A 23,099-nucleotide genomic window follows, 5' to 3' on the forward strand; every position below is an offset into this window, starting at 1 on the left:
GAGGGCGCCTTCACCCTCCTACACGCGCAGGATGCGCTCGCCGCGCCCGATGCCACTGGCACCGGTACGGACAGTCTCGAGGATAGCGCTACGCTCGATCGCTTCCAGGAAAGCGTCGTTCTTGCCGTGGTCGCCGGTGAGTTCGATGGTGTAGCTCTTGTCGGTCACGTCGATGATGCGGCCGCGGAAGATTTCCGCCATGCGCATCATCTCCTCGCGTTCCTTGCCGACCGCGCGCACCTTCACCATCATGAGCTCGCGCTCGGTGTAGGCGCCTTCGGTGAGGTCGACGACCTTCACCACCTCGATCAGCCGGTTCAGGTGCTTGGTGATCTGCTCGATCACGTCGTCCGAACCGGTGGTGACGATGGTCATGCGCGAGAGGCTTGCGTCCTCCGTGGGCGCCACCGTGAGCGATTCGATGTTGTAGCCGCGGGCCGAGAACAGGCCCACCACGCGGGAAAGAGCACCCGGCTCGTTTTCCAGCAGCACTGCGATGATGTGTTTCATGTTTGCGTGACTCCTCTTTTCGCCGCCCTCCCCCGTGCACGGTAATGCGCGGGCTTGGCGGGCAATAGATTCGTCAGTAGTAAAGAGTTGAGCGAATGTCCGTTCCGTCGATCCGGTCAGAGATCTTCGGAACCCAGCAGCATCTCGGTGATGCCCATGCCGGCCTTCACCATCGGGAACACGTTCTCGGTCGGATCGGTACGGAAGTCCATGAACACCGTGCGGTCCTTGAGCTTGCGCGCCTCGCGCAGCGCCGGTTCCACGTCTTGTGGACGCTCGATCAGCATGCCGACGTGGCCATAGGCCTCGGCGAGCTTCACGAAGTTGGGCAGCGCATCCATGTAGCTGTGGCTGTAGCGGCCGGAGTATTCGATCTCCTGCCACTGGCGAACCATGCCCAGGTAGCGGTTGTTGAGCGAGCAGATCTTGATCGGCGTGTTGTACTGCAGGCAGGTGGAGAGTTCCTGGATGCACATCTGCACCGAGCCTTCGCCGGTGATGGTGAACACTTCCGAATCGGGCTTGGCGAGCTTGATGCCCATGGCATAGGGAATGCCCACGCCCATGGTGCCAAGGCCACCGGAGTTGATCCAGCGGCGCGGCTCGTCGAAGCGGTAGTACTGGGCGGCCCACATCTGGTGCTGGCCGACGTCCGACGTGATGTACGTGTCGGTATCCTTGGTCATGTTCCAGAGGGTCTCGACCACGTACTGCGGCTTGATCACGTCCTTGTTGCCGCGGTCGTACTTCAGGCAGTCGCGCGAACGCCATGCCTCGATCGTCTTCCACCAGTCGGCCAATGCGCCAGCGTCGGGCTTGGTGGTGCTCTCGCGGATCATCGAGATCAGCTCGGTGAGCACGTCCTTCACGTCACCGACGATCGGGATGTCGACCTTCACGCGCTTCGAGATGCTCGAAGGGTCGATGTCGACGTGGATGATCTTGCGTTCGTTCTGCGCGAAGTGCTTGGGGTTGCCGATCACGCGGTCGTCGAAGCGCGCGCCCACGGCCAGCAGCACGTCGCAGTTCTGCATCGCGTTGTTGGCTTCGATGGTGCCGTGCATGCCCAGCATGCCCAGGAACTTGCGGTCGCTCGCCGGATAGGCGCCCAGGCCCATCAGCGTGTTGGTGACCGGATAGCCCAGCATGTCGACCAGCGTGCGCAGTTCGTTGCAGGCGTTGCCCAGCAGCACGCCACCGCCGGTGTAGATGTAGGGGCGCTTGGCGGCCAGCAGCAGTTGCAGCGCCTTGCGGATCTGCCCGCCATGGCCCTTGCGCACCGGGTTGTACGAGCGCATCTCGACCTTGTCGGGATAGCCCGCGTACGGAATCTTCTTGAACGAGACGTCCTTGGGCACGTCCACCACCACGGGGCCCGGACGGCCGCTGCGCGCGATATGGAAGGCCTTCTTCATCGTCATGGCCAGATCCTTGGGATCCTTGACGAGGAAGTTGTGCTTGACGATGGGGCGGGTGATGCCGACCGTGTCGCATTCCTGGAAGGCGTCGAGGCCGATGGCTGCCGTCGGCACCTGGCCCGAGATGATCACCATCGGGATCGAGTCCATGTACGCCGTCGCGATGCCGGTGACCGCATTGGTCAGGCCGGGACCGGAAGTGACAAGCGCCACGCCGACCTCACCGGTGGCACGGGCGTAGCCGTCGGCAGCGTGGACGGCGGCCTGTTCATGGCGCACCAGCACATGCTGGATGGTGTCCTGCTTGTAGAAAGCGTCGTAGATATAGAGAACCGCGCCGCCCGGGTAGCCCCAGACGTACTGGACGCCTTCGGCCTGCAGTGCCTTCACCAGCACTTCGGCGCCCATGAGTTCTTGAGTCGAATTGCCTGCGCCAGCGGACGCAGCGGCTGCGGAGACGATTTCCGCCTTGGAGATTTCCATGATCAACCTTTGTTTATTTCGGGAACGAAATACCTTGGGTGCCCCTTGCCAACCCTTGTGAGGTCGCGCCAGGACTTGAGGCCAAAGCCATGGACGGACTGATGTTCCGCCGGACCGTGACCCGTTTGCCTTTTGACTTGCAAGGCGGATTATGACATTTCCGGGCGTTCATATTCGCTTCAGCTGCCTTGTAAAGCTACAAAGGCATAATCCGCGGCGATAAACGTAGCGATCGCTAGACCCCATTCCCACGCGGCGCGCCCTGCGCGCCCCCTCTCGCTTGGCCACTGAACAAGAACTCTCCGACTTCCTGAAAAGCGTCGAACGGCGCGCTTTCAAGCGCTCGGTCTACCACGTGCGGGATGAAGAAGCGGCCCTCGATATCGTGCAGGACAGCATGATGAAGCTGGCCCAGCACTACGGGGACAAGCCCGCGGCCGAGCTGCCGATGCTGTTCCAGCGCATCCTGTCGAATTGCACGCTCGACTGGTTCCGCCGCCAGAAAACCCGGCGCGCCCTGTTCTCCAACCTCAGCGATTTCGATTCGGTCGACGAAGACGGAGATTTCGATCTGTTGGAGAACTTCGTCTCGCCCGCCGACTCTAGGGAGGCGGAGAGCGCCGAAGACACCACCCGCCGCGCCCAGATCTTCAAGGAGATCGAGGAGCAGATCGCAGCTTTGCCGGGCCGTCAACGCGAGGCTTTCCTGATGCGTTACTGGGAGGAAATGGACGTCGCAGAGACGGCCGCTGCGATGGGCTGCTCCGAGGGCAGCGTCAAAACCCATTGCTCGCGAGCCGTCCACGCTCTGAGCAAGGCGCTCAAGGCCAAGGGAATATCGCTATGAACACTAAGGTTCCAACCTCGATCAACACCGTTGCCGAAGACCAGTTCGGCCAGCGTCTGGCAGCCCGCCTCTCGGCTGGCAACCAGGAACTGCCGCACGACATCGGCGAGCGGCTGCGCGTGGCGCGTGCGCAGGCCGTGGCGGCGCGCAAGCAAGCCCCGCAACTGAGGACCGCGCCTGCGGTGGTGCGCTCGGGCAACACGCTCACGATGGGCGGCAGCTGGTGGACTCGCATCGCATCGGTGGTGCCCCTGATAGCGCTCGTTGCGGGCCTGATCACCATCAGCGTGATGCAGGACGAGGACCGCGCCAGTGAACTGGCCGAAGTGGATTCCGCTCTGCTGACAGGCGATCTCCCCCCCGCCGCCTACACCGACCCCGGTTTTGCCCAATTCCTCAAGGCCGAAAACGCCTCCGACTGAACCTTCATCGATCGAATGCGACGCCGCACCTCTTCCAGCTTGAACAGCCCCCGCCCGTTGCGCCCGCTTCCGGCGGGCGCATTCATTTGGGCGGGCGCGTTCGCTGTCGCGGCCTTCGGCCTGACGCTCGCCTGCGCCCAGCCTCCTTCCGAGACCGCCTCCAAGGCGACTGGGAACCCGCCTTCGAGCACTTCGGCTTCGGCGAGCAGCCCCAAGGCCGTTGCCCCGACGAAGCCGCTGTGGAACGAACTCACGGCCGAGCAGCAGCAGGCGCTGAAGCCGCTGAATTCGCACTGGAACACGCTGAACATCGGTCAGAAGAAGAAATGGCTGGCGCTGTCGCGCAACTTCAGCAGCATGTCGGCGGAGGACCAGTCCACCCTCCACAGCCGGATGATCGAATGGGCCGCCCTGAGCAACCAGCAGCGCATCCAGGCCCGCCTGAACTTCGCCGAGGTGAAGCGCATTCCGGCCGATGAGCGCAAGCTCAAGTGGGAGCAATACCAGGCTCTGAGCGAGGAAGAAAAGCGCAAGCTGGCCGAGCGCGCCGCCGCCAAACCGCGCGGCGCCGCAATTCCCGTGCGACCGGTGTCTTCCCAGAAGCTGGTGCCGGTGCCTCCCATTGCGCCCGCCGGACACTCGCCGCGGATCCTGCTCGCCCCTCCCCCTGCACCGGCCGAGACGGTTCTGGTCGCCTCGCCTCCGGAACGCGCTCCCGCAGCGGCTGCCGCGGCGACACCGGCTGTTTCCGTCGCTCCAGCCGCTCCGGCCTCCTCCGGCGCCACGGCGCAGCCTGTTCCCGCCGAAGCCCAGGTGCCGGCACCATCGACGGCAGCGGATCAAGCGTCGTCTTCCACCCCCTGAGCGCAGGCCTCGATGGTTTCCAGCCCCTCCGAAGCTTCGAGCTCCGATCAGCCCGCCTCGCCCAACCCTCTTGCTCCCAGCGCTCCTGTTTCGATAGTGCCCGGCCTCTGGCGCCGCATGGCCTGCTGGCTCTACGAGGGCATGCTGCTCTTTGCCGTGGTGTTCGTCTCGGGCTGGCTCTTCAGCACGCTGGGCCAGATGCGCGACGCGATGGATTCGCGGCGCCATCTCCTGCAGGCTTTTCTTTTCGTGGTATTCGGCGTGTACTTCGTCTGGTTCTGGACCAAGGGCCAGACCCTCGCCATGAAGACCTGGAACATCCGCATCGTCGACATTCACGGCCAGCCCGTGAGCCAGCGCCGCGCGCTCGCGCGCTACCTGCTGAGCTGGGTCTGGTTCCTGCCGCCGCTGGCCGCCATCGCGCCCTTCAAGCTCTCGGGCGGCGAGTCGACCGTGCTGATCTTCGGCTGGGTGGCCGTCTGGGCCGTTCTGGCACGCTTTCACCCCGACCGCCAGTTCTGGCATGACGCCTGGGCCGGTACACGGCTCATCACCTCCAAACCGATGAGCCGCCGATGAGTGCCGTGCCGAAGCTTCCCGATCCCGCCGTCAACCCGCAGAAGGCCCGCAAGGGCCTCGATCGCGTCTGGCATGCCACGCTGATATCCCTGCACGGCCTGCGCGCCGGCTGGAGCGAGCCCGCCTTCCGCCAGGAAGCCATCCTGTCGATCGTGATGATCCCGGCAGCCTTCTGGCTGGGGCGCAGCTGGGTCGAGGTCGCGCTGCTCGCCGGCAGCGCCGTGCTCGTGATGATCGTGGAGCTTCTCAACACCGCCGTGGAGGCCGCCATCGACCGCATCGGGCCCGAGTGGCACGACCTCTCCAAGCGCGCCAAGGACATGGGCAGCGCCGCCGTGCTGCTTTCGCTGACGCTTTGCGCAGGGATCTGGGCAGCGGCGCTGTGGCAACGCTTCATGTCATGAGGCGGTCCATCGGCTGCGGCATGATGGCGGGATGACTCCCGAATTTTCGATCTGTGTGTACTGCGGCTCGCGCCCCGGCGAGCGCCCTGAATTCACCCAAGCCGCCCAGGCCGTCGGCCAATGGATCGGCCGGCATCGCGGCCAGCTTGTCTACGGCGGTGGCCGAACCGGCCTGATGGGCACGGTGGCCGAGGCCACCCGCCAGGCCGGCGGCCGCGTCGTCGGCATCATCCCCAAGGCGCTGGTCGACAAGGAACTGGCCAACCCCCTTTGCGATGAACTCCACGTGGTCGACACCATGCACGAGCGCAAGGCCATGATGGGCGAGCGCGCCGACGCCTTCGTCGCCCTGCCGGGCGGCATCGGCACCTTCGAGGAACTGTTCGAGATCTGGACCTGGCGCCAGCTCGGCTACCACGACAAGCCCACCGGCATCCTCAACACCGCCGGCTACTACGACGGCCTGCTCGCCTTCCTGGCGCACAGCGTGCGCGAGGGCTTCATGGGCGAATGGCAGATGGAGCTAATCCGCACCGGCACGGACGTGACCGAACTGCTCACGGCGCTGCGCGCCGAGGTACCGCTGCACGCACGCGGAGACCGCCTCTCGGAAAACCTCTGACCTCGGACAGCCCCGGGGGAAGTCAATCCAGAAACACCGAGGAACCGGCTCCGCCGGGCCTCAGGTGTTGCCCCCGGAAGGGGGTTGGCGCAGCGACACGAAGTCGCGCGCAGCCTGGGGGCGAACCAATCAAACAGCGTTCTCGTTCTCTTCGCCGGTACGGATGCGCACGATGCGCTCCACGGCGGTCACGAAGATCTTGCCGTCGCCGATCTTTCCGGTGCGCGCGGAATTGACGATGGCTTCGATGCAGCGCTCCACGTCAGCCTCGTTGACGACCACTTCGACCTTCATCTTGGGAAGGAAGTCGACGACGTATTCGGCGCCGCGGTAGAGCTCGGTGTGCCCCTTCTGGCGACCGAAGCCCTTGACTTCGGTCACTGTCAGGCCGGTGACGCCCACTTCGGCCAAGGCCTCGCGCACGTCCTCGAGCTTGAAGGGTTTGACGATGGCGGTGATCTGCTTCATGGTTTTTGCGCTCCGGCGGTTTCGTTGAATTTGCTGGTGATAGGGTAACGCCAATCCTTGCCGAAGCTTCGGTGGGTGACCCGGATGCCTACCGGCGCCTGGCGCCGCTTGTACTCGTTGATCTTGATCAGCCGCGCGACCCGCTCGACCACCGCGCGCTCGTAGCCGGCCGAAATGATCTCGTCGATTCCCTCGTCGTCCTGCATGTAGCGTGCCAGGATCCCGTCGAGGATGTCGTAGGGCGGGAGGCTGTCCTGGTCGGTCTGGTCGGGCCGGAGCTCGGCGCTCGGGGGGCGCGTGATGATCCGCTCGGGGATCGGCTCGCTACCCGTGCCGTACGGGTCGTGGGCATTGCGCCAGCGCGCCAGGGCGAAAACAGTGGTCTTGAGCAGGTCCTTGATGACCGCGAAGCCCCCTGCCATGTCGCCGTACAGCGTGCAGTAGCCGGTGGCCATCTCGCTCTTGTTGCCCGTGGTCAGCACGATGGAGCCGAACTTGTTCGACAGCCCCATCAGCAGCGTGCCGCGGATGCGGGCCTGGATGTTCTCCTCGGCCGTGTCCTCGGGCCGGCCCTTGAACTCCTCCGCCAGCGCGCCCTTGAAGGACTCGAAGGTGTGCCTGATGGAAATCTCGTCGTAGCGCACACCCAGGCGGCCGGCCATGTCGCGTGCATCGATCCAGCTAATGTCGGCGGTGTAGGGCGAAGGCATCATCACCGCTCGGACCCTGTCCTTGCCCAGTGCATCGACCGCGATCGCGAGCACCAGGGCGGAGTCGATGCCGCCCGAAAGCCCCAGGATGGCGCCCGGAAACCCGTTCTTGCCGATGTAGTCGCGCACGCCGAGCACCAGGGCATCCCAGAGCTGAGCCTCGGCGTCGCGCGGGGGGGCGATGGCGCCCGGCTCCGCGACGAAGCCGATGCCGCCCTGCGGCTTGCGCTCCAGCTGCACGAAAACCAGCTTCTCCCGGAAACTCTCGGCCTGCATGGCGGTGGCGCCGTCGGCCTGCAGCGCGAAGGAAGCACCGTCGAAAACCACCTCGTCCTGCCCGCCCACCAGGTGCGCGTAGACCAGCGGCAGCCCGACCGCACGCGCCCGGTCGGCCATGCGCGCGACGCGCTCGCCCTCCTTGCCCACGTGGTAAGGCGAAGCGTTGATCACCGCCAGCACCTCGGCGCCGCCATCGCGCGCGAGTTCCGCCGGCTGGTCGAACCAGGCGTCCTCGCAGATCAGCAGGCCGACCGAGACGCCCTCCACCTCGAACACGCAGGTGCCCTGCCCCGGCGTGAAGTAGCGGCGCTCGTCGAACACCTGGTAGTTGGGCAGTTCGCGCTTGGCGTAGGTCTCGAGGATGCGGCCTTCCTTGATGACGCTGGCCGCGTTATGGCGCATCTGCACGGCCACCGAGCGGCTGCGCAGGCTGCCGCCCGTCGGATGCCCCACCACCACGACCATGTCTTTGAGGTCGGCCAGAGCGGCGGCGATGCCTTTCACGGCATCATCACAGGCTTCGGTGAAGGCGGGGCGCAGGAACAGGTCCTCCGCAGCGTAGCCGGCAATCGAGAGTTCGGGCGTCAGCAGGAGGCGCGCACCCTGGCCATGGGCTTCGCGCGCGGCATCGACGATCTTCTTCGCGTTGCCGGCGAGGTCGCCCACCACAAAATTGAGTTGCGCGATGGCGAGCTTGAGCGTCATACAGAAGGAAGAAAAAGGCTTGAACGATTATGTCATTCGGGTTCTGCCGTCTCCGTCGGACGTGAGCCCGGAAGCGTGGAACGCGCTGCTCGCCGCCCAGGCCGAGCCGTCGCCCTTCATGCGCCACGAATACCTCTCGGCCCTGACCGACAGCCGCAGCGCCACACCCGACAGCGGCTGGCTGCCGCAGTTCGTCACGCTGTGGCAGGGCGAGCAGTTGCAGGCCGCGTGCCCGCTCTACGTCAAGGACCATTCCTACGGCGAATACGTCTTCGACTGGGCCTGGGCCAATGCCTACGAGCAGCATGGGCTGGTCTACTACCCGAAGGCGGTGGTGGCGGTGCCTTTCACGCCGGTGCCCGGTGCACGGCTGCTGGCGCGCGATGCCGAGAGCCGCACTTTGCTGGTGCAGGGCCTGATCGCGCTGTGCAAGCAGCTCGAACTGTCGTCGCTGCACCTGCTGTTCGGCGCCGACGCGGACATCGCCGCCTGCACCGAGGCGGGCCTCATGCTGCGCAACACGGTGCAGTTCCATTGGACGAACGCGCAATACGCCGATTTCGACGCCTTCCTCGCCAGCCTCTCCCACGACAAGCGCAAGAAGATCCGCCAGGAGCGCCGCAAGGTGGCCGACGCCGGGGTGCGCTTTCGCTGGTCGCGCGGCGCCGACATCGGCAAGGCAGACTGGGATTTCTTCTACCGCTGCTACGAACGCACCTACCGCGAGCACGGCAACCCGCCCTACCTCACGCGCGACTTCTTCCGGCGCATGGCCGACACGATGCCCGAGGCCTGGCTGCTCTTCGTCGCCGAGCGCGACGGCAAGCCCATGGCGAGCAGCCTGATCGCACTCTCCACGGAACCCGACAGCCCCCTGGTGGCCTACGGTCGCTACTGGGGCGCGCTGGAGCGCGTCGACTGCCTTCATTTCGAGGCCTGCTACTACCAGCCGCTGGCCTGGTGCATCGAGCACGGCGCGCAGCGCTTCGAGGGCGGTGCCCAGGGCGAGCACAAGATGGCGCGGGCGCTGATGCCGGTAAAGACCACCAGCGCGCACTGGCTGGCGCATCCGTCCTTCGCCGACGCAGTGGAGCGCTTCCTAGAACGCGAGGGGGCGGGCATCGAGAACTACATGGACCATCTGGGAGAGCGCAGCCCCTTCAAGTCAGGTTGAGCTGCGATTCGGCGCTGCTATAAAAGCGCCGACATCCACAACAATCCAGAGAGGAAGAACTCGATGCCATTCATCGGACTGGGCCTGCACGTCCTCATCGCGCTGTTCTTTGCCGTGCATGCGATGCGCCACGGCAAGCAGATGTACTGGCTGCTGATCCTGTTCAGCTTTCCGCTTCTCGGCAGCATCGTGTACTTCGTGGTCGAGTACCTGCCGGCCTCGCGCATGCAACGCACCGCGGGCAAGGTGGCGAACGCGGCCATCGGCTTCATCGACCCCGAGCGTGAGTACCGCGCCGCCGCCGAGGCCTACGACCTCGCGCCCACGGCACAGAACAAGCTGCGCCTCGCCAAGGCCGCGCTCGACAGGGGCCAGGCCGCCGACGCGGTCGGCCACTACCGCGACGCACTGAAGGGCCCGCTGGCTTCCGACCCGGAACTGCAGTTCGGCCTCGCCAGCGCCCTGCTCGCGGCGGGTGGCGCCACCGCCGGGCGCGACGCCCTTCAGGCCCTGCAGACGCTGCGCTCCACGCGCGACGACTACCGCAAGGACGAAGTGGCAGTGCTTATCGCCCGCGCCCTCGCCGCCGACGGCCAGCAGGCGGAGGCGCGCCAGGCCTTCGAGGAAGCGCTGAGCCGCTACAACACCGTCGAGGCCCGCGCCCGCTACATCGCATGGCTCGCCCAGCAAGGCGACGCCGCCGGCGCGCAACGCCAGTGGGACGAGTTCCAGCAGGCCGCGCGCCACTGGAACTCGCACGCACGTTCGGTCAATCGCGAATGGATGCAGTTGGCCGGCGACGCCGTCCGGGGCTGAGCGTTCTCTGTCCAAGGGCATAGCGCCCTTGTCCGTTTGGCACATCGACGGCGTGTCCGCCCTCTCCTAGCATCGGCTTCGAGGAGAGAACCCCAGCATGCAGACATCCACACGCCGGGCCGTCGCGGCACTCTGCTTCATCGCAGCCGGGCCCTGGGCGTCGGCCGCCAGCTTCGATTGCTCCAAGGCCGGCAACGCCACCGAGAAGGCGATCTGTGCCGACGCCGGACTCTCGCGGCAGGACGAAGCTATGGCCGCGCTCTACAAGCGGCAGGCTGAGATGCCCGGCACGGGCCAGTGGCCTGCCATCCTGAAACGGGATCAGCGCGACTGGATCGCGGTGCGCAATCGCGAATGCAAGGCGAACACGGAGTGCCTGAAGCAGGACTACGAGCGGCGCATCAGCTATCTCAGCCACCCTCTTCTCCAGTGGATGGGCCGCTATGTGGAGGGCCGCTGCCCGCGGGACGGCCGCTTCCTCGACGTGACGCCCGAGGTGGGCGGCACGCTGAGCATCGATCTCTACATCTGCCCCGATTCGCGCGGGAACATGCTGCTGCAGGGCAAGAACGTGCTCGACGGGCAGCGGCGCCTCGTGGTGCAGGAGTCCGGGCGTTGCACCCGCACCCTCCAGTTCGATACCGACCGCGTCACCGTCTCCGACGGGCCGGGCTGCGCACCTGCGCTGGCCGGCAGCTTCGCGCGCGACCCGCGGCGCTCGCCCTTCGAGAACGAATAGGCGAGCTTTTTACTTTCAGCTTCTTACTTCTTGTAGTTGGCCACGCCGTCCATGATTTCCTTCCTGGCCGAGTCGATGCCTTCCCAGCCCAGCACCTTGACCCACTTGCCCGCTTCCAGGTCCTTGTAGTGCTCGAAGAAGTGGCTGATGGCCTTCAGGCGCATCGGGTTCACGTCGTCCACCGACTTCCAGTGGCTGTAGATCGGCAGCACCTTGTCGGTGGGCACGGCGAGCACCTTGCCGTCGACGCCGGCTTCGTCTTCCATCATCAGGATGCCCAGGGGGCGGCACGGCACCACCACGCCCGGCAGCAGCGGGTACGGCGCGATCACCAGCACGTCGACCGGGTCGCCGTCGCCCGACAGGGTCTGCGGCACGTAGCCGTAGTTGGCGGGGTAGTACATGGCCGTCGTCATGAAGCGGTCGACGAAGATCGCGCCCGATTCCTTGTCCACCTCGTACTTGATCGGGTCGGCGTTCATCGGGATTTCGATCACGACGTTGAAGGCGTCGGGCAGGTTCTTGCCGGGGGAAACTTTGTCGAAGGACATGACGTTTTTCGAGTAGTTGAAAAGTATGAGAGGGACGGGGACAAACCCTGAGTTTACTTTCCGTGTCACCGGCCGGTCGCACACGCATCTGTTTTTGCCTGTAAATTGCAACCGTTGGCCAATCGGCTCCGCACCCCGGTGCAGCGAGCTTCGAGGAAGCAACGCGGCGGAAATCACGGTCCCGTACGCGTTGCACGCAAGGGCCCGTGCTGTCCGTCTCCACTAGTCACAACGAACGAATGGAGAAGCAAAGCATGATCGGCAACACCCCCCTGATACTGGCCATCGTCTGCGGTCTCGTCGCCGTGGCCTACGGTTTCTGGGCCCGAAGTTGGATTCTGGCGAAGGACGCGGGCAACGCCCGCATGCAGGAGATCGCGGCGGCCATCCAGGCCGGCGCCTCGGCCTACCTCGCCAAGCAGTACAGCACCATCGCCGTCGTCGGCATCGTGCTCGCCATCCTGATCGCCGTCTTCCTCGACCTCACCACCGCCGCCGGCTTCATCGTGGGCGCGGTGCTTTCCGGAGCCTGCGGCTTCATCGGCATGAACGTGTCGGTGCGCGCCAACGTGCGCACCGCGCAGGCCGCTACCCACGGCATCGGTCCGGCGCTCGACGTCGCGTTCCGCGGCGGCGCCATCACCGGCATGCTGGTGGTCGGGCTGGGCCTGCTGGGCGTGTCGGCCTTCTACTGGGTGCTGATCGGCAGCGGCACTCCGGCCGCGGGGCACAGCCTGTCGGCGGTGCTCAACCCGCTGATCGGCTTCGCCTTCGGCTCCTCGCTGATCTCGATCTTCGCGCGGCTGGGCGGCGGCATCTTCACCAAGGGCGCCGACGTCGGCGCCGACCTGGTGGGCAAGGTGGAGGCCGGCATCCCCGAGGACGATCCGCGCAACCCCGCAGTGATCGCCGACAACGTGGGCGACAACGTCGGCGACTGCGCCGGCATGGCCGCCGACCTGTTCGAGACCTATGCCGTGACGCTGATCGCCACCATGGTGCTGGGCGCGCTGATGGTCGCGGCGGCGCCCACCAACGCGGTGCTCTACCCGCTGGCGCTGGGCGGGGTCTCGATCATCGCGTCGATCATCGGCTGCTTCTTCGTGAAGGCGTCGCCGGGCATGGTCAACGTGATGCCGGCGCTCTACAAGGGGCTGGCGGTGTCGGGCATCCTGTCGCTGATCGCCTTCTGGTTCGTCACCAGCTGGCTGATCCCCGACAACGCGATCGCCGCGAGCGGCAGCCAGCTCAAGCTGTTCGGCGCCTGCTTCGTCGGTCTGGCGCTGACGGCCGCGCTGGTGTGGATCACCGAGTACTACACCGGCACGCAGTACAAGCCCGTTCGGCACATCGCGCAGGCATCGACCACGGGCCACGGCACCAACATCATCGCGGGCCTGGGCGTTTCGATGCGCTCGACAGCCTGGCCGGTGATCTTCGTTTGCATCGCGATCCTGGCGGCCTACTCGCTGGCTGGCCTCTACGGCATCGCGGTGGCCGCCACGTCGATGCTGAGCATGGCCGGCATCGTGGTCGCGCTCGACGCCTACGGCCCCATCACCGACAACGCCGGCGGCATCGCCGAGATGAGCGAACTGCCCGACAGCGTGCGCGCCGTGACCGACCCGCTCGACGCGGTCGGCAACACCACCAAGGCCGTGACCAAGGGCTACGCCATCGGCTCGGCAGGCCTGGCCTCGCTGGTGCTCTTCGCCGACTACACGCACAAGCTGGAGAGCTTCGGTCAGGCGATCAGCTTCAACCTGAGCGACCCGATGGTGATCGTGGGCCTGTTCATCGGCGGCCTGATCCCCTACCTCTTCGGTGCGATGGCCATGGAGGCCGTGGGCCGCGCAGCCGGCGCGGTGGTGGAGGAAGTGCGCCGCCAGTTCCGCGACATCCCCGGCATCATGGAAGGCACCGGCAAGCCCGAGTACGGCAAGGCCGTGGGCATGCTGACCGGCGCGGCCATCAAGGAAATGATGATCCCCTCGCTGCTGCCGGTTCTGGTGCCGATCATCGTCGGCCTGGTGCTCGGGCCGAAGGCGCTGGGCGGGCTGCTGATGGGCACCATCGTCACGGGCCTGTTCGTCGCCATCAGCATGTGCACCGGCGGCGGCGCCTGGGACAACGCCAAGAAGTACATCGAGGACGGCCACTTCGGCGGCAAGGGCAGCGAGACGCACAAGGCCGCCGTCACCGGCGACACCGTGGGCGACCCCTACAAGGACACGGCCGGACCGGCGGTGAACCCGCTGATCAAGATCATCAACATCGTGGCACTGCTCATCGTGCCGCTGGTGGTGAAGTTCCATGCGGGCGATGCGGCTGCGGCGGCACCTGCGAAGGTGGAGACGCCGCCCGCCGCCACTGCACCGGCGGCCATGGCCCCATCGACACCCGCGGCCACGGTCGCATCGGGTGCCGTATCGGCAGCCGAAGCCGCCGCGGTGAAGGTGGAGAACGGCGTCGTGAAGTTCTACTTCACGACTGCCAGCGCCGAGGTGGCGCCCAACGCCAAGGAGGCGCTGGCCGACGTCATCAAGGCCGTGCAGAGCGGCAGCACCGTGCTCGTGAGCGGCTACCACGACGCCAGCGGCGACCCGGCCAAGAACGCCGAGCTCGCCAAGCAGCGCGCAATGGCCGTGAGCGATGCGCTCAAGGCCGCCGGTGCGCCCGAGGACAAGATCGAGCTGGCCAAGCCGGAGCAGTCGCAGGCCGACGGGCCTCCTGCCGAGGCTCGCCGCGTCGAAGTCAAAGTAAAGTCATGAGATGACGCTCCCCCGGGCTTCGCGCGGTTCGCGTCGCTACGCCGGCCCCCTCGCCGGGCCCCACACCTGCGGCCCGGCAGTGCCGGTTCCGCGGTGTCTCGCGCACGGCCTGCTCGAGCCTTGCATGCCACTGAAGGCGCGTTGCGCCATGGACCACTGAAAGATGCCCACGACCGAACGACTCGAATCATTCATCGCCGCCGTCGAAGGCGGCGCGCATGCCAAGGCCATCGAGGACTACTACACCGAAGACGCCACCATGCGCGAGAACCAGGCCGAACCGCGGCGCGGCCGCAGCACGCTGGTGGCCCAGGAAACCGCCGTGCTGGAGCGCGCCGAGTCGGTGGTCTCCACCTGCGTTCGGCCGGTGCTGGTGAACGGCGACCACGTCGCGATCCACTGGATCTTCGAGTTCACGTTTAAGGGCGGCGGCAGGATGCGCATGGAGGAGATCGCCTGGCAGCGCTGGGAGGGCGAGCGCATCGCCGAGGAGCAGTTCTTCTACGACCCCGCCCAGCGAAAGCCGGGCTGACCGGGACCTTCCCCGACCGCTCCATCCACCGCCATGGCGCTGCTGCCAGTCTCCTAGCCCCATGCGATACCTACATGCCCTGTTCGCCGGCACCTGGGCCATCGCCCGGGCCGAGTTGGCGATCGTGCGGCGCTTTCCGCGCATCCTGCTGGCAGTGGCGGCGGTGGGCGTGGTGCCCGCGATCTATGCGCTGATCTATCTCTCGAGCGTGTGGGACCCGGCCGGCCACACATCCGACCTGCCCGCCGCCATCGTCAACCAGGACCGGGGCGTGACCTACATGTCGCGCACGGTCAACGTGGGCGACGAGCTCACGCGCACCCTGCTCGACAAGCGCGCCTTCGGCTTCCGCACGATGACCGACACCGAAGCGGCACGCGCCGAGGTGCGGCGGGGCACGCTGGCCTTCGCGCTGCTGATCCCGCCCGACTTCAGCGCCAACGCGGTGCCCGGCGCGCAGCGCGGCGCGGGACAGATCGTGGTCTACACCTCCGAAGGCAACAACTACAGCTCGGCCGGCCTGGCGCGGCGCTTCGCGGGCGAACTGGGGCACCAGGTCAACGAGATGCTCAACGAGCAGCGCTGGGGCCTGGTGCTGAATGCGGCCTCGGGCTCGCAGGCGCGGCTCGACAAGCTCAAGCAGGCCCTGATGGAGCTGCGCGACGGCAGCCAGGCGCTGGCCAGCGGCGCCGCCCAGTACGGCGCAGCCGCACAGCAGGTGGGAAGCGGGTTCAAGCAGGTCAACGGCGGCATCCGCACCATCGAATCGAAGCTGCCGGCCGATGCCGACCTGCGCGCGCTCAAGGCCGGCTCGCAGCAGCTCGCGGCGGGCCAGCGCGAACTCGGCAGCGGCCTCGCGCAAATCGGCGACGGGCTCGAGCAGCTCGAAGGCGGTGCCGGGCAGCTCGGCGACGGCGCGCGCCGGATGCAGAAGGACACGGCCGACATCCCCTTCGTGGGCGAGCGCATCGCCAAGGGTGCTGGCGAGCTCGCGGCGGGCGCCGACAAGCTGCGCGGAGGCATCGAGCAGGCGCAGGCCGCCATGACCAAGGCGCAGGACGGCAGCCGCAAGCTCGCGAACGGCGCGACCGCGCTCGACGGCGGCGTGGGCAAGCTCACCGACGGCATGGCGGCGCTGGCGGCGGGCATCCACACCATGTCGGGCAGGCTGCCGCCCGACCGCAAGCTCGACGAGTTCGTGCAGGGCGGCGTGCAGCTCGCCCAGGGCGCGGAGCGGCTTTCGACCGGCGTGCGCACCATCGAGGCCGCCCTGCCCGCCTCGATCACCCGCATCCAGGGCAGCGCCTCGGGGCTGGCGGACTCGGTCGAGCCCAAGGTGGAGGTGGTGGCGCCGGTGGCCAACAACGGCAGCGCCTTCGTGCCCAACATGGTGTCGGTGGCGCTGTGGATCGGCGCGGTGATGGCGGGCTACCTGTTCAACATCCGCATCGTGCTGTCGGACCACAGCCACTACCCCAAGCTCGCGAAGACGCTGGGCAAGATCACCATGCCGGCGCTGATCGTGCTGCTGCAGGTTGCGCTGGTGCTGGCCACGCTGGTGGGCGTGCTCCAGGTGCAGGCCCCGGACGTGCCGGCCCTTGCCTTGACGATGGCGCTGGCCTCGCTGGTGTTCCTGGTGGTGCTGTTCGCGATCCTGCACGTGTTCGGCGACTTCGGCCGCATCCTCACCGTGCTGCTGCTGACGCTGCAGCTGTCGGCCGGCGGCGGCGTGCTGCCGGTGGAGCTTTCGGCCGGCTTCTTCCGCGACGTGCATGGCTGGCTGCCCTTCAGCTGGGTGGTGCAGGCCTTCCGCGCCGTGATGTTCGGCGCCTTCGACAACGGCTGGGCGCATGCCTGCGGGGCCGTGCTGCTCTCGGGCGCGGTTGCCGTCGGGCTGATGGCGATCTTCGGCAAGTGGAACGAAGTGCTGCCGGCGGACTACAAGCCGACGATCCAGGTCTAGGGCTCAATATGTGACATCAATGATGTAACATTCAATCTGTCACATGAACACGCCAGCCGCCACCGATGCCGCCCAGGAACTCTCCGTCGAGGAGCTGGCCGCGCACACCGGCGTGACCGTGCGCAACATCCGCGCCTACACCACCGCCGGCCTGCTGCCGCCGCCCAGGCTGCGCGGACGGCTCGGCCTGTATGGCGACGAGCATGCGCAGCGCCTGGCGCTGATCCGCGAACTGCGCGACCAGGGCTTCGGCATAGAAGCCATCCGCCGCATCTTCGACCGCGCGCCGGCCTCGGCGTGGCGCGACCTCGTGGCCGTTGCCCGGTCCGTCTCGGGCAGCCTCTTCGCCGAGGAAAAGCCGGTGGTGGTCTCGGCCGACGCGCTGGCCGCCAAGTGGAAGGGCCAGATGACGCCCGCCCTGCTCGCCCGCGCCACCAAGGCCGGCCTCATGCGCGAACTGCCCGACGGCCAGGTGCAGATGCTCAGCCCCGCGCTCGGCCAGATCGCCGAGCAGCTTGCCGCCCTGGGCCTGCCGCTGGAAGAGGCCATCCGCATGCAGGAGACCATGGCCCGCACGCTGCGCACCGTGGCGCGCCACTGGCTGCGCGCGCTGGCCGACAACCTGCTGAGCAGCGACGCCATCGACGCCGGGCGCGCAACCCAGCTGCTCGAACAGGCCCGGGGCCTCGCCACCGGCGCGGTGCAGGCCGCGTTCCCCGTGATCCTGCAGCAGGAGCTCGACGCCCTGCTGCGCAAGACCACCTGAACCGATGACGAAACGAACACGCCACGCCGCAAGCCCCTTCACGCCGAGCCTGTTGCCGGCATTGCTGGTGCTGTGCGGCACCGCCTTCGCGCAGGCACTGCCACAGGCCCAGACGCCAGCCCAGCCGCAAGCCGGCGACGACACCCTCTCCCTGAGCTTCGACGCGGCCCGCGCCCGCATGATCGACCGCTCCGACAAGCTGGCCGCCGCCCGCGCCGCCGTCGACGCGAAGGAGCTGCAAAGCCAGGGCCTCAAGCGCCTGGGCGGCCCCTCGGTCAGCATCTCCGCGCTGGCCTATGCCTACAACGCGAACCTGAACCTCGATCTCGATCCGCTCAACCAGCGGCTCGGGCAGCTGGGTTCGGCGCTGCCGTCGTCCATCCAGAGCGTGATCGCGCGCGTGCCGATACCGCAACTGCCCAACAGCTACACGCTCAACCGCCACGACACCGGCACCAACGCCTCGATCTCCGCCGTGTGGCCGATCTACGTGGGCGGCGCGACCGACGCGGTGCGCGGCTTCGTCTCGGCCCAGACGCGCGAGGCGCAGGCCGACGCCGAACAGGCCGGCCACGAGGTCGACACCCTGCTCGTGCAACGCTACTTCGGCGCGCAGCTCGCCCGCCGCGCTGCCGCCCTGCGCCTGCAGGCCGAGCGCACCATCGCGCAGCACGACTCGGCGGCGCAGAAGATGCTGGCCGCCGGCGTGATCTCGCGCGTCGAGCGGCTGCAGGCCAGCGCCGCGTATGAAGAAGCCCGCCGCAACGCACGCAAGGCCGAGAACGACGCGGCGCTGGCCTCCGTGGCGCTGGCCCGCACCGTACGCGCCGACGGCAGCGTGGCGCCGCAGACGCCGCTCTTTCTCATCAGCACGCCGATCGAGCCGCTGAACTACTTCATCGATTCGGCGCTCACGCGGCACCCGGGCCTGGACAAGGTCGCGGCCAAGAAGTCGCAGGCCGAGCAGCTGCACGAAGGCGAAGAGGCGCTGCGCAGGCCGCAGGTGATCGCCTTCGGCACGCGCGAGCTCAAGAGCGGCAACGCCGACTGGGTGGCCGGCGTCGGCGTGCGCTGGACGCTTTACGACTCGGTGGACCGCGACAAGCTCTCGGCCGCCTCGCTCAAGCAGGTCGAGCAGGCCGAACGCACCGATGCGCAGGCGCGCAGCGACATCTCGCTGCTGGTCGAGCGCAACTGGCGCGCGCTGGAGAACGCTCGCCGCCAGTATCTGGAGATGAAGGCCTCGGTCGAGCTCGCGCAGGAGGTCGTGAAGCTGCGCACCGCCGGCCTGCGCGAAGGCACGAGCACCACGCTCGACCTGATCGACGCAGAGACCAACCAGGCCAAGGTGCTGACCGAACGCGCGCAGGCCGCCAACGACTACGTGCAGGCGCTCGCGCAGTTGCTCGAAAGCGCCGGGCTTTCCGACAGGTTTTCCGACTACATCGCACGTGCCGACGTGAAGGTGAATTGATGATGAGTGCCAAGACCCGAAAACTGATCGCGATACTGGCCGGCCTGCTCGTGCTGGCGCTGCTCGTCTGGGGCTTCTGGCGCGCCTCGCGTCCGGCGCCCGAGGTGTTCCAGGGCCAGATGGAAGCGCGCGAGACCGACGTCGCGGGCAAGGTGACCGCGCGCGTCGCCGAAGTGCCGGTGAAGGAAGGCGATCGCATCCAGGCCGGCACGGTGCTGGTCCGCATGGACAGCCCCGAGGTGCGCGCCAAGCTCGCGCAGGCAACCGCCGCCGAGCAGGCCGCGCAGGCCGTCGCCGAGAAGGCGCAGAACGGCGCCCGTCCGCAGGAAGTAGAAATGGCGCGCATGCAGTGGCAGCGTGCCGAGACCGCCGCGCAACTGGCGCAAACCTCTTTCCGCCGAGTCGACGGACTCGCGCGCGAGGGCCTGGTGGCCGACCAGAAGCGCGACGAAGCAGAGGCCAACTGGAAGGCCTCGCGCGACGCCGCCATCGCGGCGAAGGCGCAGTACGACATGGCCCGCACCGGCGCCCGCCCCGAGGACAAGGCCGCAGCCAGCGCACAGGCCCGCCAGGTCGCCGGCGTGGTGGCCGAGGCGGAAGCCGCCAAGGCCGAGACCGAGCTACGCAGCCCCGTGGCCGGCGAGGTGGCCAAGGTGCTGGCGAAGGTCGGCGAACTTTCGCCGCAGGGCGTGGCGGTGGTCACGGTGGTCGACCTGAACGACCAGTGGGTGGTGCTCAACGTGCGCGAAGACCGGCTCGCCCGCTTCGCGCTGGGCGACGAATTCGACGCCCACCTGCCCGCGCTGCCCGAGGGCAAGCGCACCGCACGCTTCAAGGTCTACTACAGCGCCGTGCTGCCCGACTTCGCGACCTGGCGCGCCACGCGCGGCGGAACCGGCTTCGACGTGCGCACCTTCGAGGTCCGCGCACGTCCGCTCAAGCCCATCGAAGGTGCGCGGCCCGGCATGAGCGTGCTGGTGGACTGACCGGCGGCACGGATTCCCTCGATGAGCCTCCGCGGCTTCTCCACCGCCAGCGCACGGCGCGAGCTCGCGCTGCTGCGCGCGCGTCCGTGGGACCTGGCCATGATCTCCTGGGTGCCGCTGCTCGCGGTGTTCCTGATCTGGTGGATCTTCTCGGCCGGCCTGCCCGAGCGGCTGCCGATCGGCGTGCTCGACCAGGACCACTCCTCGCTCTCGCGGCAGGTGGTGCGCTTCCTGGACGCCACGCCCGGCCTGCGCGTGGCGCAGCGCTACAGCGACGAAGGCGAGATGGCGCGCGCGCTCACCAGCGGCGCGGTCGACGCGGCGGTGCAGCTGCCGCGCGAACTGAGCCGCGACGTCAAGCAGGGCCGAGTCGGCCAGGTCATGCTGCTGCACAACGCGCAGCTCGGCACGCATTCGAGCCTGATCCAGCGCGACGTTCGCACCGCCGTGGCAACGGTCTCGGGCGGGGTCGAGCTGACGGTGCGCAGCAAGCGCGGCGAGTCGATGACGGCCGCGCGCGTGAGCATGGAGCCGATCAAGGCGAGCATGGTGGCGCTGTTCAACACGTCGACCGACTACGAGCAGTTCCTGGGCGCGGCGCTCATTCCAGCACTGCTGCACATCCTCGCGATGACCGCCGGCGCATGGGCCGTGGGCCGTGAGCTGCGCGACCGCAGCATCGGCGGATGGCTGGGCGCCTCGCCGCGGTGGCACGAGGTGCTGGCCGCGCTTGCGGGCAAGCTGGCGCTGCCGTTCGCGAGCCTGTCGGCGGTGGCGCTGGCCGCGATGCTGTGGATCACCGCGGGCCGCGGCTGGCATCCAGTCGGTTCGCTCGGATGGACGCTCTTCGCGCTGGTCGTCTTCATGGCGCTTTCGATCGCGCTGGGGGCCTTCGTGGCGGCGCTCACGCGATCGCTGCGCACGGCCCTGTCGGCCACGGGCTTCATCACGGCGCCCGCCTTCGCGTTCGGCGGCGTGGGCTTTCCGCTGGTCGCGATGCCCGTGCTGGCGCAGGTCTGGGCCAACCTGCTTCCCTACACGCACTACATCCGCGTGCAGATGGAGCAGTTGCAGATGGGCTCGCCGGTGGCGTACTCGGCGGCGACGCCGCTGTGGATGGTCCTGGCCACGGGCGTGCTGCTTGCCGCGTGCGCTGCGGCGCTGGTGAAGGCCGCCAAGGCGCCCGAGAGCTGGGGTGGACGCTAATGACCGACGAACGGCTTCGCTTCGGCCCGGCATGGCGCGAGACCGCATTGGCGGTACTGCGCGACAAGGGCGTGCTGCTGATCATGCTGCTCGCGCCCATCATCTACGGCTTCTTCTACCCCTGGCCCTACGGCACGCAGGCCGTGACGCGCGTGCCGGTGGCGGTGGTCGACCAGGACCACACCGGCCTGTCGCGGCAGATCGCACGCTTCGCAATGGCCAACCCGCGGCTGGACGTGCGCATGGTCACTGGTGACGTCGGCGAGGCGCAGCAGGCGCTGTGGCGCGGCGAGATCGAGGGTTACGCGCTGCTGCCGGCCGACCTGAAGCGCAGCGTGCTGCGCGGCACCTCTGCGGTGGTCACCATCGAGGGCAACGGCGCCTATGCGCTGCTCAACAAGGCGGTGCTGTACGGTTTCTCGGAGGCCGTGGGCACCGTCTCGGCGGGCGTCGAGATCCGCAAGCTGCAGGCCGGCGGCCAGAGCGCGATCCAGGCGGCTCGCAGCCGCAGCCCGCTCAATACGCAGCTCGTCGCGCTCTTCAACCCGACCGAAGGCTACGGCAGCTACGTGGTGCCCGCGGTGGCCCTGCTGATCCTCCAGCAGACGCTGCTCATGGGCGTGGCGATGCTGGCCGGCACCTGGGCCGAGGCCGGACGGCTGCGGGCATCGATGGGCGCCTGGCTGGGCCGGCTGGGCGCGCTGTCGGCATTCGGCTTCCTCAGCGGCGTCTTCTACTTCGGCTGGGTGTTCTTCCTGCAGGACTACCCGCGCGGCGGCAATCCGTGGGGGGCGCTGGTGCTGCTCGCGTTCTACGTGCCGGCGATCTGCACGCTCGGACTGCTGCTGGGCTGCTGGTTCCGCGAGCGCGAACGGGCCTTGCAGGTGCTGTTGTTCACGGCACTGCCGATGGCTTTCCTCTCAGGCTTCTCGTGGCCCGTGGAGGCCCTGCCGGAGCCGCTGCAGGCGCTGCGCTGGCTCTTTCCGAGCACCGCGGGAATCCAGGCCTCGCTGCGGCTCAACCAGATGGGCGCGCCACTGCACGACGTGCTGCCCCATCTGGGCGTGCTGCTGGCGCTGACGCTGGCTGGGCTCTTCACGCTGTGGCTCGCTGCCACGGCGCCGAAGCATCGGCGGGCCTAGCGTCGGCTCTCTGCAGCCACTGCGCGCACGAGCCGCGTGGCGGGTTCCACCAGCTCGCGCAGATCGCCTGCCCTGTTCTGCTCGATTGCCTGCAGCACCAGTTCGTTGATGCCGCCCACCACCGTCATCGCCATCTCGCTCGTCAGGTGCACCGCGGGGCTGTCGGCATTGCCGTCCGAACTGGTGTTGATGGCGGTCTGGATGAAGTTGGCGATCTCGTCGTTCACGCGGCGGCGTACCGCGAGGCCCGGCAGGCCGAGCCCCAGGATCTCGACGAAGAGCGTGCGCAGCAGCGCCGGGTCTTGCGCAAGGTAATCGAAGTACGCCGTCATGGCCTGCTCGACCTGCGCATGCCAGGGTTGGGCCGGATCGAAGGCCTCGCTCACCGTCTGCAGCGCGAGGCGGCTTGCGGTTTCGTAGAGCGCGATCAGGCACTCGGTCTTGGTGCTGAAGTGCTCGTAGAAGGTGCGGCGCGACACGGCCGCCTCTCGCACGATGTCCGCAATGGTGGTCTCGGCATAGCCCTTGGCAGCCACGGCATGCGCCATGCCTTGGAGCAGGCGCGCGTAGTGCTCGCTCCCGGGGCCCTCCGCGGACTTGGACGGAGCAGTTTTTTCGATGGTTTCGCTCATGGACGACACATTTTCCTACGCCCAGGTACTTGACAG

23 protein-coding genes are annotated in these 23,099 nt (G+C 67.7%); 17 read left to right on the forward strand and 6 right to left on the reverse strand.

What is annotated here, in order from left to right; all coding sequences use genetic code 11:
• Positions 1–18 precede the first annotated feature (18 nt).
• Positions 19–510, reverse strand: a complete 492-nt coding sequence (gene ilvN, locus G369_RS0105515; RefSeq protein WP_007834236.1) for an acetolactate synthase small subunit — start codon at positions 508–510, stop codon at positions 19–21.
• Between the two features lie 116 nt (positions 511–626).
• On the reverse strand, positions 627–2,411 hold the full coding sequence (locus G369_RS0105520) for an acetolactate synthase 3 catalytic subunit (protein WP_019652984.1): 1,785 nt from the start codon (positions 2,409–2,411) through the stop codon (positions 627–629).
• A gap of 280 nt (positions 2,412–2,691) precedes the next feature.
• Here G369_RS0105520 and G369_RS0105525 point away from each other — a divergent pair, with 280 nt between their 5' ends.
• The 6 genes from G369_RS0105525 to G369_RS0105550 are packed head-to-tail and all read left to right on the forward strand — an operon-like array spanning position 2,692 to position 6,149.
• A complete protein-coding gene (locus G369_RS0105525; protein ID WP_019652985.1) occupies positions 2,692–3,258 on the forward strand; it encodes an RNA polymerase sigma factor in 567 nt (188 codons plus the stop codon).
• Entirely contained in the window at positions 3,255–3,680 is a 426-nt protein-coding gene (locus tag G369_RS0105530; protein ID WP_019652986.1) for a DUF3619 family protein, read from the forward strand. Before G369_RS0105525 ends, G369_RS0105530 begins: the two co-directional genes overlap by 4 nt.
• A gap of 57 nt (positions 3,681–3,737) precedes the next feature.
• Positions 3,738–4,544 carry a DUF3106 domain-containing protein gene (locus tag G369_RS0105535; protein ID WP_244164273.1) on the forward strand — a complete coding sequence of 269 codons (807 nt, stop codon included), beginning with the start codon at positions 3,738–3,740 and terminating at the stop codon, positions 4,542–4,544.
• Between the two features lie 12 nt (positions 4,545–4,556).
• The gene (locus G369_RS0105540; protein ID WP_019652988.1) at positions 4,557–5,123 is read left to right on the forward strand and encodes an RDD family protein; all 567 of its coding nucleotides are present in this window, start codon (positions 4,557–4,559) and stop codon (positions 5,121–5,123) included.
• The gene (locus G369_RS0105545) at positions 5,120–5,527 is read left to right on the forward strand and encodes a diacylglycerol kinase (protein WP_019652989.1); all 408 of its coding nucleotides are present in this window, start codon (positions 5,120–5,122) and stop codon (positions 5,525–5,527) included. Before G369_RS0105540 ends, G369_RS0105545 begins: the two co-directional genes overlap by 4 nt.
• A gap of 31 nt (positions 5,528–5,558) precedes the next feature.
• Positions 5,559–6,149 carry an LOG family protein gene (locus G369_RS0105550; protein WP_019652990.1) on the forward strand — a complete coding sequence of 197 codons (591 nt, stop codon included), beginning with the start codon at positions 5,559–5,561 and terminating at the stop codon, positions 6,147–6,149.
• Between the two features lie 129 nt (positions 6,150–6,278).
• Here G369_RS0105550 and G369_RS0105555 read toward each other — a convergent pair whose 3' ends face one another.
• Both G369_RS0105555 and G369_RS0105560 read right to left on the reverse strand, forming a co-directional pair.
• Entirely contained in the window at positions 6,279–6,617 is a 339-nt protein-coding gene (locus G369_RS0105555) for a P-II family nitrogen regulator (RefSeq protein WP_019652991.1), read from the reverse strand.
• Positions 6,614–8,311 (reverse strand): NAD+ synthase, encoded by a 1,698-nt coding sequence (locus tag G369_RS0105560; RefSeq protein WP_019652992.1) that lies wholly within the window; start codon positions 8,309–8,311, stop codon positions 6,614–6,616. Before G369_RS0105560 ends, G369_RS0105555 begins: the two co-directional genes overlap by 4 nt.
• Positions 8,312–8,330: 19 nt before the next feature.
• Between G369_RS0105560 and G369_RS0105565 the strand changes: the two genes are divergently transcribed.
• The 3 genes from G369_RS0105565 to G369_RS37030 all read left to right on the forward strand — a co-directional run bounded on the left by G369_RS0105565 (position 8,331) and on the right by G369_RS37030 (position 11,040).
• The gene (locus G369_RS0105565; protein WP_020722960.1) at positions 8,331–9,485 is read left to right on the forward strand and encodes a GNAT family N-acetyltransferase; all 1,155 of its coding nucleotides are present in this window, start codon (positions 8,331–8,333) and stop codon (positions 9,483–9,485) included.
• Between the two features lie 63 nt (positions 9,486–9,548).
• On the forward strand, positions 9,549–10,301 hold the full coding sequence (locus tag G369_RS0105570) for a hypothetical protein (protein ID WP_019652994.1): 753 nt from the start codon (positions 9,549–9,551) through the stop codon (positions 10,299–10,301).
• A 97-nt stretch (positions 10,302–10,398) separates the two neighbouring features.
• Entirely contained in the window at positions 10,399–11,040 is a 642-nt protein-coding gene (locus tag G369_RS37030) for a lysozyme inhibitor LprI family protein (protein WP_019652995.1), read from the forward strand.
• A 23-nt stretch (positions 11,041–11,063) separates the two neighbouring features.
• Here G369_RS37030 and ppa read toward each other — a convergent pair whose 3' ends face one another.
• Positions 11,064–11,591 (reverse strand): inorganic diphosphatase, encoded by a 528-nt coding sequence (ppa, locus tag G369_RS0105580; protein WP_019652996.1) that lies wholly within the window; start codon positions 11,589–11,591, stop codon positions 11,064–11,066.
• A 254-nt stretch (positions 11,592–11,845) separates the two neighbouring features.
• On the opposite strand from ppa, the gene G369_RS0105585 reads away from it, so the two are divergent.
• The 8 genes from G369_RS0105585 (at position 11,846) to G369_RS0105620 (ending at position 22,431) form a co-directional block, all read left to right on the forward strand.
• Positions 11,846–14,362 carry a sodium-translocating pyrophosphatase gene (locus tag G369_RS0105585; RefSeq protein WP_099047473.1) on the forward strand — a complete coding sequence of 839 codons (2,517 nt, stop codon included), beginning with the start codon at positions 11,846–11,848 and terminating at the stop codon, positions 14,360–14,362.
• 163 nt (positions 14,363–14,525) lie between these two features.
• Positions 14,526–14,894 carry a nuclear transport factor 2 family protein gene (locus G369_RS0105590; protein ID WP_019652998.1) on the forward strand — a complete coding sequence of 123 codons (369 nt, stop codon included), beginning with the start codon at positions 14,526–14,528 and terminating at the stop codon, positions 14,892–14,894.
• Positions 14,895–14,955: 61 nt separating this feature from the next.
• Entirely contained in the window at positions 14,956–16,857 is a 1,902-nt protein-coding gene (locus G369_RS0105595; protein ID WP_019652999.1) for a YhgE/Pip domain-containing protein, read from the forward strand.
• Between the two features lie 43 nt (positions 16,858–16,900).
• Entirely contained in the window at positions 16,901–17,623 is a 723-nt protein-coding gene (locus G369_RS35465) for a MerR family transcriptional regulator (RefSeq protein WP_019653000.1), read from the forward strand.
• 4 nt (positions 17,624–17,627) lie between these two features.
• The gene (locus G369_RS0105605) at positions 17,628–19,097 is read left to right on the forward strand and encodes a TolC family protein (RefSeq protein ID WP_157773632.1); all 1,470 of its coding nucleotides are present in this window, start codon (positions 17,628–17,630) and stop codon (positions 19,095–19,097) included.
• Complete coding sequence (locus G369_RS0105610) at positions 19,097–20,083, forward strand: HlyD family secretion protein (RefSeq protein ID WP_019653002.1); 987 nt, start codon at positions 19,097–19,099, stop codon at positions 20,081–20,083. Before G369_RS0105605 ends, G369_RS0105610 begins: the two co-directional genes overlap by 1 nt.
• 21 nt (positions 20,084–20,104) lie before the next feature.
• The gene (locus G369_RS0105615) at positions 20,105–21,289 is read left to right on the forward strand and encodes an ABC transporter permease (protein ID WP_019653003.1); all 1,185 of its coding nucleotides are present in this window, start codon (positions 20,105–20,107) and stop codon (positions 21,287–21,289) included.
• The gene (locus tag G369_RS0105620) at positions 21,289–22,431 is read left to right on the forward strand and encodes an ABC transporter permease (protein ID WP_019653004.1); all 1,143 of its coding nucleotides are present in this window, start codon (positions 21,289–21,291) and stop codon (positions 22,429–22,431) included. Before G369_RS0105615 ends, G369_RS0105620 begins: the two co-directional genes overlap by 1 nt.
• Here G369_RS0105620 and G369_RS0105625 read toward each other — a convergent pair.
• Positions 22,428–23,063 carry a TetR/AcrR family transcriptional regulator gene (locus tag G369_RS0105625; RefSeq protein ID WP_019653005.1) on the reverse strand — a complete coding sequence of 212 codons (636 nt, stop codon included), beginning with the start codon at positions 23,061–23,063 and terminating at the stop codon, positions 22,428–22,430. The two genes, G369_RS0105620 and G369_RS0105625, sit on opposite strands and share 4 nt — an antisense overlap.
• Positions 23,064–23,099 lie beyond the last annotated feature (36 nt).

It is taken from the genome of Variovorax atrisoli 110B (assembly GCF_000382045.1).
Classification (GTDB): domain Bacteria; phylum Pseudomonadota; class Gammaproteobacteria; order Burkholderiales; family Burkholderiaceae_C; genus Variovorax; species Variovorax atrisoli.